This window comes from Ensifer sp. SSB1, assembly GCF_016652895.1.
Taxonomy (GTDB): Bacteria; Pseudomonadota; Alphaproteobacteria; order Rhizobiales; family Rhizobiaceae; genus Ensifer.
On record NZ_JAEPRP010000009.1, the window covers coordinates 18,152 to 33,937 of the forward strand.

Below are 15,786 nucleotides of genomic sequence, written 5' to 3' on the forward strand. Positions count from 1 at the left end.
CAGCTGCTTTCGGCCGACAGCCAGAAGCAGAAGGAGGACCTGTTCTCCGAATTCTTCGCCAACCCGTCGATCACGCCGGAAGACGCGCAGAAGCGCTTCGCCGACATCATCGCCGCGGCGGAGTAACCGCAACTGCCTTGACCGGCCTCGCTTCAAGGGGCCGGTCAAAGCCTCCCATCCGGCACGGCATGACCCTGCCGGCAGTCCGCGCGTGATCGCGTTCGCGGACCCCTTGGGAGTGGTTGTCGCCCTGATGAGGCAAGGCGCAATTGGCGCTGCCCATCGTCCGAAACCCATTGCAGTTCCGGAGGAACAAAAATGGCAGGCTACACTGAGGGTTCGGGCCGACCGAACCAGTGGCTGCGGAACCTGAACGCGAAGATTGCCTCCGTCCCCATGATCCTGACGGCCGTGGTGATCTTCCTCGGCGGTACGATCTGGACGGTCGTCTATTCCTTCACCAATTCCAAGCTCTTGCCGCGGCTATCCTTCGTCGGTCTCGACCAGTATGAACGCCTGTGGGCAGCACCACGCTGGCTGGTCTCGGTGCAGAATCTGGCGATCTATGGTCTCTTCTCGCTGATTTTCAGCCTCGTCATCGGCTTCGTGCTGGCGGCGCTGATGGACCAGAAGATCCGCTTCGAGAACACCTTCCGCACCATCATGCTCTATCCCTTCGCTCTGTCTTTCATCGTGACGGGGCTGGTCTGGCAATGGCTGCTCAATCCGGAATTCGGCATCCAGTCGGTCGTGCGATCGCTCGGCTGGGAAAGCTTCACTTTCGACCCGCTCTATAATTCCGAGATCGTCATCTACGGCATCCTGATCGCTGCCCTATGGCAGGGCACCGGGCTTGTCATGTGCCTGATGCTGGCCGGCTTGCGCGGCATCGACGAGGATATCTGGAAGGCGGCGCGCGTCGATGGCATCCCGATGTGGAAGACCTACATCTTCGTCGTCATCCCGATGATGCGCGGCGTCTTCATCACCACGCTGGTCATCATCGCGAGCGGCATCGTCAAGGTCTACGATCTGGTGGTGGCGCAGACGAGCGGCGGCCCGGGCATCGCGTCGGAAGTGCCGGCAAAATACGTCTACGACTACATGTTCCAGGCGCAGAACCTCGGCCAGGGCTTCGCCGCCTCGACCATGATGCTCATCACCGTCGCCATCATCATCGTGCCTTGGGCCTATCTGGAATTCGGGGGAGGGCGCAAGCGTGTCTGATATCGTTGCTTTCAATTCAGTGACTGACGAGACGGCACTGCAGGCGCGGACAAACCGGGTCGTCGCCGGTCCCCGCGGTGCCAAGCCCCGCCGGGCGCTTTCGGGCCGCAACATCATGATCTACGGCACGCTTGTTGTCGTGGCGCTCTACTACCTGCTGCCGCTCTATGTGATGGTCATGACCTCGCTGAAGGGCATGCCGGAAATCCGGCTCGGCAACATTTTTGCGCCGCCGGTCGAAATCACCTTCGAGCCCTGGGTCAAGGCCTGGGCGAGCGCCTGCACGGGGCTCAACTGCGACGGGCTTTCGCGCGGCTTCTGGAACTCGGTGCGCATCACCGTGCCCTCGACGATCGTCTCGATCGCGATCGCCTCGGTCAACGGCTATGCACTTGCCAACTGGCGCTTCAAGGGTGCGGAACTGTTCTTCACGATCCTGATCGTCGGCGCCTTCATTCCCTATCAGGTGATGATCTATCCGATCGTCATTGTGCTCCGGGAACTGGGCATCTACGGAACGCTGACCGGTCTCATCATCGTGCACACCATCTTCGGCATGCCGATCCTGACGCTGCTCTTCCGCAACTATTTCGCCGGCCTTCCGGAGGAATTGTTCAAGGCGGCGCGCGTCGATGGCGCCGGTTTCTGGACGATCTACTTCAAGATCATGCTGCCGATGTCGCTGCCGATCTTCGTCGTGGCGATGATCCTGCAGGTCACCGGCATCTGGAACGACTTCCTGTTCGGCGTCGTGTTCACCCGGCCGGAATATTACCCGATGACGGTCCAGCTCAACAACATCGTCAATTCGGTCCAGGGCGTGAAGGAATACAACGTCAACATGGCGGCGACGATCCTGACCGGGGCGGTTCCGCTCTTCGTCTACTTCGTCTCCGGACGGCTTTTTGTCCGCGGTATCGCCGCCGGCGCAGTGAAAGGGTAACAACATGCAAAACGTCAGCGTATCGGTCAAAGACCTGTCGTTGAGCTTCGGTGCCGTCACTGTGCTCGACACGCTCAACCTCGACATCAAGGACGGCGAGTTCCTGGTGCTGCTCGGCTCGTCCGGCTGCGGCAAGTCGACCCTGCTCAACTGCATCGCCGGCCTGCTCGATGTCAGCGACGGCCAGATCTTCATCAAGAACAAGAATGTGACCTGGGAGGAACCCAAGGACCGCGGCATCGGCATGGTGTTCCAGTCCTACGCGCTCTATCCGCAGATGTCGGTGGAAAAGAACCTCTCCTTCGGCCTGCAGGTCGCGAAAGTGCCGAAGGAGGAGATCGACAAGCGCGTCAGCCGCGCCGCCGAGATTCTGCAGATCCAGCCGCTGCTGAAGCGCAAGCCCTCGGAACTCTCCGGCGGCCAGCGCCAGCGCGTGGCGATCGGCCGGGCGCTGGTGCGTGACGTCGATGTGTTCCTGTTCGACGAACCGCTCTCCAACCTCGACGCCAAGCTGCGTTCGGAGCTGCGCGTCGAGATCAAGCGGCTGCACCAGTCGCTGAAGAACACGATGATCTACGTCACCCACGACCAGATCGAGGCGCTAACGCTGGCTGACCGCATCGCGGTCATGAAGAGCGGCGTGATCCAGCAGCTTGCCGATCCGATGACGATCTACAACGCGCCGGAAAACCTGTTCGTCGCCGGCTTCATCGGCTCGCCGTCGATGAACTTCTTCCGCGGCGAGCTGCAGCTTCGCGATCAGCGCGCCTATGTGCACGCCAACGGCGTCGATTTCGACGTGTCGGCCTATCCGTCGCGCGCGCCCTTCGTGCATGGGCAGAAGGTCGTGCTCGGCCTCAGGCCCGAACATGTGCGCGTCGACGAGGCGGCGAGCGGTGCTGTGGCCTCGCACCGCGCGGTGGTCGATATCGAGGAGCCGATGGGTGCGGACAACCTTTTGTGGCTGAAGCTCGCCGGGCAATCGATGTCGGTGCGCATCGCCGGCCAGCGTCGCTACGCGCCGGGCACGGCCGTCACGCTTTCCTTCGACATGGGCGTTGCTTCGATCTTCGATGCGACGAGCGAGAATCGCCTTTAAACAATGAGATGGCGCCGGGCGGAACTGCCGCCCGGCCCATCCCGACAATGACTGTGCCGGCGCCGCCGGTCGACCGTGGAATATGACAATGCTCTCTGAGGACTATACCCGCACCGCCATCCGCCTCGACCTTTCGGGGGATTGGCAGCTCAGCTCCGTCGACAACAGCCATGCGCTGGCGATCGCGCTGCCTGGCGATGTGCACTCGGCATTGCAGAAGGCCGGCGAGATCGACGACCCCTATGTCGGCCGCAACGAGAACGACGTGCAGTGGGTAGCGCACAAGGATTGGGTGATCGAGCGCACGGTGTCGGTCGCAGCTGACGATCTTGCCGGGTACTGGTATCTCGACCTCGAATGCATCGACACGGTCGCGTCCGTCTTCGTCAACGACAAGCCGGTGCTCGAAGCTGAGAATTGCTTTCGCCGCTATCGGCCGAACGTCTCGCGCGCGCTCACCGCCGGTGAAAACCGCATCCGCATCGTGCTGCATTCCTCGATCGCGGAGGGTGTGCGCCGTCAGGCGGAGCAGCCTTTCTACGTTCCCTACCATCCCGGCAATTCGCCGATCGCCAACGGCAACATGCTGCGCAAGCCCCAGTGCCATTTCGGCTGGGACTGGAACCTCGCGATCGCGCCGCTCGGCGTCTACGGCGACATCGCCCTTTGCCGGCTTGAGATTGCCCGCATCGAGCATGTGACGACGAAGCAGGTCTGGCTGGAGGATGGCAGCGTCGATCTGGTGGTGACGCTGACGCTCTTTGCCGATGGGCCGGGCATCGTGCCGGTGCATTTCTCGCTCGATGAGGACCGCGAACGGCTCGATTGCGCCGTCGGCAAGGGCGAGACGCGCATCACCCATGTCTTTACCGTGACCGAGCCGAAGCGCTGGTGGCCGGCCGGCAGCGGCGAGCAGCATCTCTCAAAGCTGACCGTCGAGGTGCCGCACGAGCAGGTGACACGCCAGATCGGCTTGCGCACTATCGAGCTTCTGACCGACAAGGACGAGGCCGGCAGCCGCTTCGCCTTCCGCGTCAACGGGCGCGAGATCTTCTGCAAGGGCGCCAACTGGATCCCGGCCGATGCGCTGGCGTCGCGGGTAACGCGCGATGGCGTCGAGGATCTTCTGACCTCGGCTGTCGATGCCAACATGAACATGATCCGCGTCTGGGGCGGCGGCTTCTACGAGCCGGACTGGTTCTACGATCTGTGCGACCGGCTGGGCCTCATGGTCTGGCAGGACTTCATGTTCGCCTGCAACCTCTACCCGTCGACGCCGGACTTTCTCGAAAATGTCGCGGCCGAAGTGGACTATCAGGCCAAGCGCCTGTCGACCCATCCGTCGATCGCAATCTGGTGCGGCGACAACGAACTCGTCGGCGCGCTCACCTGGTTCGACGAACCGCGCAAGGATCGCGACCGTTATCTCGTCTCCTATGACCGGCTGAACCGCACCATCGAGGTGGCGCTGAAGGCGGCGCTGCCCGAAGCGATCTGGTGGCCGTCGAGCCCGGCGTCGGGATATCTCGACTTCGGCGACGCCTGGCATGCCGATGGTTCCGGCGACATGCACTATTGGTCGGTCTGGCACGAAAACAAGTCCTTCGACAATTACCGCACCGTGCGGCCGCGCTTCTGCTCGGAGTTCGGCTTCCAGTCCTATACGTCGATGCCGGTCATCCGGCAGTTTGCGGCCGAGAAGGACCTCAATATCGCGTCGCCCGTGATCGAGAGCCACCAGAAGAATGTCGGCGGCAACGAGCGCATCGCCGGCACGATGTTCCGCTACTTCCGCTTCCCCAAGGATTTCCCGAGTTTCGTCTATCTGAGCCAGGTGCAGCAGGGCCTGGCGATCCGTACGGCCGTCGACTATTGGCGCTCGCTGAAGCCCCATTGCATGGGCACGCTCTACTGGCAGCTCAACGACACCTGGCCGGTCGCCTCCTGGTCGAGCCTCGACTATGGCGGCAGCTGGAAGGCGATGCACTACATGGTGCGCCGCTTCTTCCAGCCGGTTTCGGTTGCAGCGATCCCGTCCACGGACGGCAAGGAGATTGCCTTCTCGATGGTCAACGATACGGCCGAGCCGGTGACGGTGGAGCTGCAGACGTTCCTCGTTTCGCTCGACGGCAGGCGCACGCCGCTGACGGCGGCCGCCGGCACCTGCAGCCCCGACCGGGCCGTCACGCTGGTGAGCATTGCCGCTTTTGACATCCCCGAAGGCAACCTGCTGTTCTGGACGTTCGAGGCATCGAGCGGCATGCGCGGCGAGGGGCATCACGTCAACGGCACCTACAAGGCGCTCGACCTCAAGCCATCCGGCCTGACGCTCGATGTCGCGCCCGCAGGCGCGGGCGTCTTCGACGTCACGGTCAAGGCGAGCGGCCTGGCGCTGCATGTGATGATCGAGGCGGATGTCGCCGGCCGCTATTCCGACAACGCCTTTGATCTCACCGCCGGTGAGGCCAAGGTCATCCGTTTCACCCCGAAGGTGCCGCTTGGCGCAGGTGCGCTGCCGCGCTTTGCCGCCTTCGATCTCGAATCCTGCCAGGGAAAGGGTTGACCGTCATGAAACGCAGCCACGTCAACGATATCATCGCCGAAAGCGATGCCTTCATGAAGAGCTTCGGCTTCACACTGCCGCCCTTTGCCTATTGGTCGCCGGAGCAGCTGAAGGTGCGTATCAGGTCCAACAGCCCGACGATCTTCGACGCCCGGCTCGGCTGGGACATCACCGACTATGGCAAGGGCCGCTTCGACAAGTTGGGGCTGGTGCTCTTCACGCTGCGCAACGGCAATGCCTCGAACCTTAAGACCGGGCAGGGCATGGTCTATGCCGAAAAGCTGATGATTACCGCCAAGGATCAGGTCAATCCGCTGCATCGCCACGCGATAAAGACCGAGGACATCATCAATCGCGGCGGCGGCGCGCTGGTGCTGCAGATGTACAATTCCAAGGCCGATGGCTCGGTCGACGAGGAGAGCGACGTCGTCGTCGCGACCGACGCGCGGCTGCGGACGCTCAAAGCCGGCGACCTGTTGAAGCTCAGGGCCGGTGAAAGCGTCACGCTGCTGCCCGGCAACTGGCATGCCTTCTGGGCGGAAGGCGCCGACGTGCTGATGGGCGAGGTCTCGACCGTCAACGACGATCTCACCGACAACTATTTCCGCGAGCCGGTCGGTCGCTTCTCGGCGATCGAGGAGGATGCGGCACCCACCCATCTGCTGGTGTCGGACTACGACAGCTGGCTCAGGTGATCCCACTCCCGACAATCCCAAGACCCCCAAAGCCCCCAAGGACCCAAGACGAAATCGAGGAGGATTTCATGAAGGACGTCAGTTTCCAGCTTTATAGCGCCCGCAATTTCCCGCCTTTCGCCAATGTGCTGAAGGCGCTCGGCGACGCCGGCTACAGCCAGGTCGAAGGCTATGGCGCGCTCTATGCGGCGCTCAGTGACGCCGAGATCGCGAGCTTCAAGGAAGGTCTCGACGAGAATGGCCTTGCCATGCCGACTGCCCACTTTGGTCTCGACATGCTCGAAAGCGATCCGGCGCGCGTGCTCGAAATCGCCAAGGCGCTCGGCATCAAGGCGATCTATTGCCCCTACCTGCTGCCCGACCAGCGCCCGACCGATGCCGCCGGCTGGCGTGCCTTCGGCGAGCGGCTGCAGAGGGCCGGCAAGCCCTATCGCGATGCCGGGCTGATCTTCGGCTGGCACAACCACGATTTCGAGTTCTTTGCCCTTCCGGACGGCAGCATCCCGCAGGACCTGATCTTTGAGGGCGGACCGGATCTCTCGTGGGAAGCCGATATCGCCTGGATCATCCGTGGCGGTGCCGATCCGATCGCCTGGATCAGGAAGTATGGCGACCGCATCACCGCCGTGCATGTGAAGGATATCGCGCCGACGGGCGAGAAGAAGGACGAGGATGGCTGGGCCGATGTCGGCGAGGGCACCGTCGACTGGAAGGGTCTGTTCCAGGCGCTCTCGGGAACCAAGGCGCGCTACTTCATCGCCGAACATGACAATCCGAGTGATTTCCAGCGCTTCGCCAAGCGCTCGCTCGCCTCCATCCAATCCTATTGAGAACAGGTTCATCCATGACCAAGGAACTTGGCGTCGGCATCATCGGATGCGGCAACATCTCCACCACCTACTTCAAGCTCGCCCCGCTCTTCAAGGGCATCAAGGTCGTCGCCTGCGCCGACATCAACCCGGCGGCGGCCGAGGCGCGGGCGGCTGAGTACGGCGTCGAAGCCCAGAGCATCGAGGCCCTTCTTGCCAATCCCGATGTCGATATCGTCGTCAACCTGACGATCCCGGACGCGCATTACCCGGTCTCCAAGGCGATCCTCGAAGCCGGGAAACACGTCTATTCGGAAAAGCCGCTGGTGCTTTCGCTCGAGCAGGGCGAAGAGCTCAGGGCAATCGCCAAGGCGAAGGGTCTTTCGGTCGGCTGCGCACCCGATACCTTCCTCGGCGGGGCGCATCAGCTTGCCCGCAGCGCCGTCGATGCCGGCAAGATTGGCCGGGTAACCTCCGGCACCTGCCATGTCATGAGCCCCGGCATGGAGATGTGGCACCCGAACCCGGACTTCTTCTTCCTGCCGGGCGGCGGCCCGATCCTCGATCTCGGCCCCTACTACATCGCCAACCTGATCAACCTGATCGGCCCGGTGAAGCGCGTGGCGGCTCTCGCCACCAAGGCCAACCCGACCCGCACGATCACCAGCGAGCCGCGCAAGGGCGAGGTCATCCCGGTCAAGACGCCGACCAACATTCACGCGCTGCTCGAGTTTGAGAATGGCGCGACGATCACGCTGTCAGCCAGCTGGGATGTCTGGTCACACCGCCATGCCAACATGGAGCTCTATGGCACCGAGGGCTCGCTCTACGTGCCGGACCCGAACTTCTTTGGCGGCACGGTGGAGATCAGCGGACAGGACAAGAACATCCAGCCGCTCGAACCCTGGGATCACCCCTTCGGCATCGCCAACCAGGAGCACCCGCAAGGACCGATGGCGAACTACCGCACCGCCGGTCTAGCCGACATGGCGCTGGCGATCCTTGAGGGCCGCGATGCCCGCTGCTCGCTCGACCGGGCGCTGCACGGCGTCGACGTCATGGTCTCGATCCTGAAATCCGGCGAGGAGGGACGGTTCATCGAGCTTTCCACCACCTGCACTCAGCCGGCAGCCCTCGGCATCGAGGAGGCGCGGGCGCTGTTGCGTGCGGTGGAAGAGGACGCATCGAGCGAAAGGCGTGCCGCAGCCTCGTAATTCTACGACCTTGCACCGGGGCGTTTCCAAGAGTGACGCGCCCCGGTGAGATGGACGGTGACGACACGTTTCCAACAGCGCTTAACACCTCGGCAATGCAGAGTGCGTATACACCCAAGGTACAATCTGGGGGTGTTGGAATGCGTGTCGAGACACTGTTTTGGATCGCCGTTGTCGTCCTGAGTTGCCTGTTTCTTCTCTACCAGCATTTGGACCGGCGAAGGCTGAACAGGACACTCGGCAAATTGCCGGAAATCTACGACGCGGCGCGTGCAGAGTTTCTATCCGGTTCGCGCGCATCGGCTCACTCCAAGCGGCCGCGGCCCGCCATGCTTGGCACGCTGGAAACGATCTCCGAGACCACCGGGGGCGGTGGTCCGCCGCCGGTATTTGCCGACCTTAGCAAACGCGAGGCGCGCTTTGTCGAATTGTTGCACGCGACAACGACGATGAACGATCGGGAATTCAAGAGCACGTTCCCCCGGCTCTCCGAGCAAGAGCAGAAGGCGTTTCAGCAATTGCGCGACATTTACGGCGGGCCGCCGCCACGCAGATCGTACGCCCGACAAATGATCGATCGCGTGGCCCGGTACAGGCGGGTGAGGCGCCAAGCCAAGCTCGACGCGGAGGCTAAACGGGCCTCGGATGCCCGTTGGGCGGCAGAATATTATTTCTGGGAGATTCCAGACATTTTGCAGTGGTTGAGGACTGAAGCGCCGCGAGATCCGGATCTGTGGCATCTGCTGCCTGGGCTCAATTGGGACTACGAAGAGCTCTACGACGTCCTGTTATGGGTTGTGACGCAGCCCGAATGCGATGCTGCAACGGCGATACTTATCCTTCATCTCATGGCGCCGGATGTCGCAATGGATATAGCTTCGGGCGGTACGCAATGGCGCGAGCCTGGTGACAAGCGAGCCGAAAGTACGGAGGTGAAGCTTCTCGCCATGATCGGCGTGCGATCGGAGGGTTCCAGTTTCGTACGTCACGAATTGGCGCCGGATTGGCTTTGTACCACCGAGAGCAATGCCGGCCTGCTTGACATGATGCTTTCAAAAAAAGAGCGCATCGAAGCGGCTGGTCGGAATGTGCCTTTCCCGTTGCCGGTGAAACTCCTGTCGACGCCAGTTCCTGTGACGGGGCGAATGCCAGCTACACCTTATGAAGTGCACGACGACCGCTTGCTCTTGGCGAAATCGGAAAATCTCCAGGCGGTTTAGGCAGCCTGGGCCGCAACGCGAAAGTGTGCAAATCACCTCGATATCGATTCCGGGTCTTCCGCATATGCGCTAGAGCTTTTCCTGTCGGGTATCCGCAAGCACTGCGGAGCCCCTTGAGTTCACTGGATGGCTGTTCCCACGCCATCCAGATACCGATCGCGGAGGATTTGCGATGACCTGGCTACCGGCGGAAAACCGCTACGACACCATGAAATATAACCGCGTCGGCCGTTCCGGCCTGAAGCTGCCGGCGATCTCGCTGGGGCTCTGGCACAATTTCGGCAACGACACGCCGCACGACCGCAAGGTCGACATGTGCCGCACCGCGTTCGATCTCGGCATCACCCATTTCGATCTCGCCAACAATTACGGTCCGCCTCCGGGCTCGGCTGAGACCGCCTTCGGTGAGATCATGCGCACCGATTTCGCGCACCTACGCGACGAGCTGATCATCTCGTCCAAGGCCGGATACGACATGTGGGCTGGTCCCTATGGCGAATGGGGCAGCCGCAAATACATGATCGCGTCCTGCGACCAGAGCCTGAAGCGCATGGGCCTCGACTATGTCGACATCTTCTATTCGCACCGCTTCGATCCGGACACGCCGCTCGAAGAGACCTGCGGCGCGCTCGACCATATCGTTCGTTCCGGCCGGGCGCTCTATGTCGGCATCTCTTCCTACAACTCGCAGCGCACCCGCGAAGCGGCGGCGATCCTGAAGGATCTGGGTACGCCCTGCCTCATCCACCAGCCGAGCTATTCCATGCTCAACCGCTGGATCGAAGATGATGGCCTGATCCACACGCTCGAGGATCTCGGCATCGGCTCGATCGTCTTCTCGCCGCTCGCTCAAGGCATGCTGACGACCAAGTATCTGCAGGGCATTCCGAGCGACAGCCGCGCGGCGCAGAACCACTTCCTGAAGAAGGACTTCATTCGTCCTGAGATCATCGACAACATCCGCAAGCTAAACGGCATTGCTGAAAAGCGCGGCCAGACGCTGGCGCAGATGGCGCTTGCCTGGGTGCTGCGCAACGGTCGCATCACCTCGGCGCTGATCGGCGCCAGCCGCTCCGAACAGATCGTCGATTGCGTCAAGGCGCTGGAGAACGACACGTTCACGGCGGAAGAACTGGCGGAGATCGATCTCTATGCGCGCGAAGCCGACATCAACCTCTGGGCCTCCTCGGCCGAACGCTGAGGTCTGCTGAAAACATTGATTTGCCTGCATTTTGGGCAGATCGGGCTATCTTCCGGCGCATTAGACAAAAGTCGAATACGCGCCGAAAGGCGCCTTCTGGACATGGTTTTGTGTTTCTGTAAGGTGCGACAATGCCCGGCGGTTGCGATGCGGATCCGTGTCGCTTTCGGCGGGTAACGAGGAGGAGCCACCGTCGTCCGGGAAGGGGCAGGGTGGATTAGTGGGAGGTGGCGCACCGCGCCCGCCCTTCAGGCGAGAACTAGGGGAGGAACCATGGATCGCCGTTCATTTATCAAAAACGCAAGCCTCGGCGGCCTGGCGGCCGCAGGTGCTGCCGCGCTTGCGACGCCGGCCATCGCGCAGGCAAACCCCAAGGTCAACTGGCGCCTGGCGTCATCGTTCCCGAAGTCTCTCGACACGATCTATGGCGGCGGCGAAGTGCTGGCCAAATACGTGTCCGAGGCGACCGACGGCGCGTTCCAGATCCAGGTCTTCGCAGCCGGCGAAATCGTTCCTGGCCTGCAGGCTGCTGACGCTGCTGCGGCCGGTACGGTCGAGGCCTGCCACACGGTCGCCTATTATTACTGGGGCAAGGACCCGACCTGGGCGCTTGGTGCGGCCGTTCCCTTCGCGCTCAACGCGCGTGGCATGAACGCCTGGCACTACCATGGCGGCGGCATCGACCTCTTCAACGAGTTCCTGGCGACCCAGGGTCTCATCGGCTTCCCCGGCGGCAACACCGGCGTGCAGATGGGTGGCTGGTTCCGCAAGGAGATCAAGACGGTCGCCGACATGCAGGGCCTGAAGATGCGCATCGGGGGCTTTGCCGGCAAGGTCGTCGAAAAGCTCGGGGTCGTGCCGCAGCAGATCGCCGGCGGCGACATCTATCCGGCACTGGAAAAAGGCACGATCGACGCGGCCGAGTGGGTCGGTCCCTATGACGACGAGAAGCTCGGCTTCTACAAGGTCGCGCCGTACTACTACTATCCCGGCTGGTGGGAAGGTGGCCCGACGGTTCACGCCATGTTCAACAAGGCGGCCTTCGAAGGCCTGCCGAAGAACTACCAGTCGCTGCTACGCACCGCCTGCCAGGCGACCGACGCGAACATGCTGCAGAAGTACGACTACCTGAACCCGGCGGCGATCAAGCGCCTCGTTGCATCAGGCGCGAAGCTCAGCCCGTTCAGCGCCGAAATCCTCTCGGCCTGCTTCGACAAGGCAAACGAAGTCTATGCCGAAATGGAAGACTCGAACCCGACCTTCAAGAAGATCTGGGACTCGATCAAGGCGTTCCGCGGCGAGTACTACCTCAACGCCCAGATCGCCGAATACAACTACGATACCTTCATGATGATCCAGCAGCGCGGCGGCAAGCTCTAAGCTTTTCGCCCATCGCCGACAGATCAGGAGCCGCTCGCAACATTCGTTGCGGGCGGTTTTTTCGTTTGGAGACATCGACCGGCGAACAAAGCGATTTCGTGGTAGGGTTGCGGCCTCAACGGAGCGGAGGAGCAGCCATGCAAAGCGAAGCTCAATCGGTCGTGCTCGGTCCCGATGGCGGTCGGCGGTACGACATGGGCGCGATACAGGCGGTCTTCAAAGCCGATGGTGCCGAGACGGCGGGCCGCTTTTCGATCTCGGAATGGTGGCTGGAGGCCCGACACGAGGGGCCGGGCGCCCACAAGCATGATGACAATGACGAGATCTTCTATGTGATCGATGGCACCGCCAGCGTGCTCGTCGGCGACACCTGGCACCAGATGCCGAAGGGTTCGCTGTGCGTCATCCCGCGCGGCACGATGCATGATTTTCGCAACGAGAGCGCCGAGCGCATGGGGCTGCTCAATGTCTTCGTCGGAGGTCCGTTCGAGGAGATGATGCCCATGATCGTCGACTGGTATCGCGACAATCCGGCCAAGCGGATCGAGTGAACAATGCGTTTGGTGTGGCTGCTCTGAGATTGCTGACGGACCATCACCGATGGCTTGTGGCGATATGCGTGCCCTGTTCTCCCTCATCCTCGCCCTTGTGGCGGGGATCCAGCGATCCGACGTCCGTCGGATCGAAAGGCTTTTTTCAGCCCAAGGACTAGGGCTGGCTGGATTCCTGTGACAGGCACAGGAATGAGGGAGAGTGTGGTTTCCGCTCGACCTCCTGCAGGTATCGTGCATCGTTGTTGGCAAACGAAAAGGGCGACCCTTACGGGGCCGCCCTTCTGTTTGGGGTGCCAGCCGTCTTACTTGAACGACGGCGGTTGGCTGAGGTCGTTTGAAGGCGCTGGCTGCGGCTGGGCACCCGTGCCAAACGACGGCGGCTGGCTGAGGTCGTTCGAAGGTGCCGGCTGCGGTTGAGAGCCGCCGCCCTGGTCGGCAGGCTTCTGGTCGAGCGGGCTATCACCCGGAAGCTGCAGGCCGCCCGGAAGGCCGAGACCGCCGCCATTGTCCGGCAATGACAAGCCGCCCCCTGGCGCGAAGCTGGGAACCTCGATCTTGATGGTGTTCGGGTCGACGACCGGTCCCGTTCCCTTGTAGTGCATGACCATCTGCGGGAACATGATCGTCAGTGCCACCATCAGGATTTGGATGCCGACGAAAGGCACCGCACCCCAGTAGATCTGCCCGGTCGTCACCGGTTGGATCGTCTTGCCGGTGAGCCTGTCGAGATAGGGCACCTTTGCCGCGACCGAGCGCAGATAGAAGAGCGCGAAGCCGAAGGGCGGGTGCATGAAGCTCGTCTGCATGTTGATGCCGAGCAGCACGCCGAACCAGATGAGGTCGATGCCGAGCTTGTCGGCAGCCGGCGCCAGGAGCGGCACGATGATGAAGGCGAGCTCGAAGAAATCCAGGAAGAAGGCCAGGAAGAAGACGAGCAGGTTGACGGCGATCAGGAAGCCGGTCTCGCCGCCCGGCATCGCCGTCAGCAGATGTTCGACCCAGAGGTGGCCATTGACCCCATAGAAGGTGAGCGAGAAGACGCGCGCACCGATGAGGATGAACAGCACGAAGGCCGAAAGCCGCGTCGTCGCCGTCAGCGCGCCACGCACGACGTCCATGTGGAGCCGGCCCTTGGCCGCCGCCATGATCAGCGCACCGACGGCCCCCATGGCGCCGCCTTCGGTCGGCGTCGCGATGCCGAGGAAGATGGTGCCGAGAACGAGGAAGATCAGCGCCAGCGGCGGGATCAGCACGATGATGACCTGCTGGGCGAGCCTGGACATCGCATTGATCTTCAGGCCGCGATCGAGCAGGGCGACGACGTAGATGAAGGCGACGCCCACGGTTGCGCCGAGGATATCGGCGTTCTCGCCATGAGTCGGATAGAGGTAGACATGCGCCGCATAGGCAAAGGCGCCGGCGACGATGAGCGCGATGATCAGCGAGGTGACGCCGGAGCCGAGCGTGCGGGCTTCCGGCGGCAGCGCCGGCATCGAGTCTCGCTTCAGGATCGTCATGATCAGAATGTAGACCATGTACAGACCGGTGAGCACGAGGCCCGGGATGAGGGCGCCGGCATACATGTCGCCGACCGAGCGGCCGAGCTGGTCGGCAAGAACGATCAGGACGAGCGACGGCGGGATGATCTGGGCAAGCGTGCCCGAGGCGGCGATGACGCCCGAGGCGACCTTCCGGTCATAGCCGTAGCGCAGCATGATCGGCAGCGAGATCAGGCCCATGGCGATGACCGAGGCGGCGACGACACCGGTGGTGGCTGCAAGCAGCGCGCCGACGAAGATGACCGCATAGGCAAGACCGCCGCGGATCGGTCCGAAGAGCTGGCCGATCGTGTCGAGCAGGTCTTCGGCCATGCCCGATTTCTCGAGGACGATCCCCATGAAGGTAAAGAAGGGGATGGCAAGCAATGTGTCGTTCGACATCACCCCCCAGAACCGGTCCGGCAGCGCATTGAGCAGCGGCCAGGAAAGATTGATCGAGTCCGACAGCGGTGCGAGTTCGACGCCGATGATGAAGAACAGGAGGCCGTTGGCGGCGAGGGAGAAGGCGACCGGGTATCCCAGCAACAGGAACACGATCAGCGACGCGAACATGATCGGCGCCAGGTTTTCAGCGATGAATTCGATCATGGACGGGTCTCCGGCGAAACGACATCGTCAAGCGGCGCATGGGTCGGCACGTAGGGTGTCGGGTCCTCCATGTTGCCGGTCATGATCGCGATCTTCTTGATGATCTCGGATACGCCCTGAAACGCGAGCAGCAGAAAGCCGAAGAGGAGGATGGCCTTGGCGGGCCAGATGATCAGGCCGCCGGCCGAGGAAGAGACCTCGCCCGATACGTAGGACATCTTCACGTAGGGGAAGAGGTAATAGAGCACCAGCAGCACGAAGGGCATCAGGAAGAAGAGATGCCCCAGCAGGTCGATCCAGTGCTGCACGCGGCGCGAGAACTGGCCGTACACCACGTCGATGCGGATATGTTCGTTCTGGCTGAGCGTGTAGGCGGCGGCGAACATGAAGGCGGCGCCGAACAGGTACCATTGCGCCTCGAGCCAGGCGTTCGACGACATGTTGAAGATCTTTCGGATGACGGCGTTTCCGGCGCTGACGAGCACGGCCGCCAGGATGAGCCATGAAACCGCCTTTCCGATAAACTCCGTGATCGTGTCTATAAGTCGGCTGAAGCCGAGCAAAGCTCTCATCGATTTCCTCCCCGCAGTGGCTCTTATCGTTATTGTGCCAAGCACAGCCAGAGTGCCGATTTCAAGCGCGCGTTCAAGTCCGCGATGCGATTTTCCCGGGTAGTTCGGCCGCCTCCGACTAAAGTAGAATAGGCTGTCACGGCGCTCTGCTCATTGTTTGTG

Annotated in this window: 13 protein-coding genes and 1 pseudogene; 12 read left to right on the forward strand and 2 right to left on the reverse strand. The window is 62.2% G+C overall.

Going from position 1 to position 15,786, the window contains the following annotated elements:
- From I8N66_RS03750 to I8N66_RS03805, 12 genes and pseudogenes are all read left to right on the forward strand, one after another.
- Positions 1 to 126, forward strand: a pseudogene (locus I8N66_RS03750) (carbohydrate ABC transporter substrate-binding protein); the annotation flags it as partial.
- Positions 127 to 318: 192 nt separating this feature from the next.
- Complete coding sequence (locus I8N66_RS03755) at positions 319 to 1,227, forward strand: sugar ABC transporter permease (protein WP_291149851.1); 909 nt, start codon at positions 319 to 321, stop codon at positions 1,225 to 1,227.
- Between the two features lie 115 nt (positions 1,228 to 1,342).
- Positions 1,343 to 2,170 (forward strand): carbohydrate ABC transporter permease, encoded by an 828-nt coding sequence (locus tag I8N66_RS03760; protein WP_365886783.1) that lies wholly within the window; start codon positions 1,343 to 1,345, stop codon positions 2,168 to 2,170.
- A gap of 4 nt (positions 2,171 to 2,174) precedes the next feature.
- Positions 2,175 to 3,269, forward strand: coding sequence for an ABC transporter ATP-binding protein (locus I8N66_RS03765; protein WP_291149853.1), 1,095 nt, complete (start codon positions 2,175 to 2,177; stop codon positions 3,267 to 3,269).
- 82 nt (positions 3,270 to 3,351) lie between these two features.
- Positions 3,352 to 5,832, forward strand: a complete 2,481-nt coding sequence (locus I8N66_RS03770) for a glycoside hydrolase family 2 protein (protein WP_291149855.1) — start codon at positions 3,352 to 3,354, stop codon at positions 5,830 to 5,832.
- Between the two features lie 5 nt (positions 5,833 to 5,837).
- Entirely contained in the window at positions 5,838 to 6,527 is a 690-nt protein-coding gene (locus I8N66_RS03775; protein ID WP_291149857.1) for a D-lyxose/D-mannose family sugar isomerase, read from the forward strand.
- A gap of 68 nt (positions 6,528 to 6,595) precedes the next feature.
- Positions 6,596 to 7,357: a sugar phosphate isomerase/epimerase gene (locus I8N66_RS03780; RefSeq protein WP_291149860.1), complete on the forward strand. Its 762-nt coding sequence runs from the start codon at positions 6,596 to 6,598 to the stop codon at positions 7,355 to 7,357.
- Positions 7,358 to 7,371: 14 nt separating this feature from the next.
- Complete coding sequence (locus I8N66_RS03785; protein ID WP_291149862.1) at positions 7,372 to 8,550, forward strand: Gfo/Idh/MocA family oxidoreductase; 1,179 nt, start codon at positions 7,372 to 7,374, stop codon at positions 8,548 to 8,550.
- A gap of 140 nt (positions 8,551 to 8,690) precedes the next feature.
- Positions 8,691 to 9,770 (forward strand): DUF4274 domain-containing protein, encoded by a 1,080-nt coding sequence (locus tag I8N66_RS03790; protein WP_291149864.1) that lies wholly within the window; start codon positions 8,691 to 8,693, stop codon positions 9,768 to 9,770.
- 172 nt (positions 9,771 to 9,942) lie between these two features.
- Positions 9,943 to 10,971, forward strand: a complete 1,029-nt coding sequence (gene mgrA, locus I8N66_RS03795) for an L-glyceraldehyde 3-phosphate reductase (RefSeq protein ID WP_291149867.1) — start codon at positions 9,943 to 9,945, stop codon at positions 10,969 to 10,971.
- 273 nt (positions 10,972 to 11,244) lie between these two features.
- On the forward strand, positions 11,245 to 12,351 hold the full coding sequence (locus I8N66_RS03800) for a TRAP transporter substrate-binding protein (RefSeq protein ID WP_113539369.1): 1,107 nt from the start codon (positions 11,245 to 11,247) through the stop codon (positions 12,349 to 12,351).
- 137 nt (positions 12,352 to 12,488) lie between these two features.
- Positions 12,489 to 12,902, forward strand: coding sequence for a cupin domain-containing protein (locus I8N66_RS03805; protein WP_291149871.1), 414 nt, complete (start codon positions 12,489 to 12,491; stop codon positions 12,900 to 12,902).
- A gap of 305 nt (positions 12,903 to 13,207) precedes the next feature.
- Here the strand turns inward: I8N66_RS03805 and I8N66_RS03810 are convergent, their stop codons facing one another.
- Positions 13,208 to 15,052: a TRAP transporter large permease subunit gene (locus I8N66_RS03810; RefSeq protein WP_291149873.1), complete on the reverse strand. Its 1,845-nt coding sequence runs from the start codon at positions 15,050 to 15,052 to the stop codon at positions 13,208 to 13,210.
- A complete protein-coding gene (locus I8N66_RS03815; RefSeq protein ID WP_113539372.1) occupies positions 15,049 to 15,624 on the reverse strand; it encodes a TRAP transporter small permease subunit in 576 nt (191 codons plus the stop codon). Before I8N66_RS03815 ends, I8N66_RS03810 begins: the two co-directional genes overlap by 4 nt.
- Positions 15,625 to 15,786: the final 162 nt, after the last annotated feature.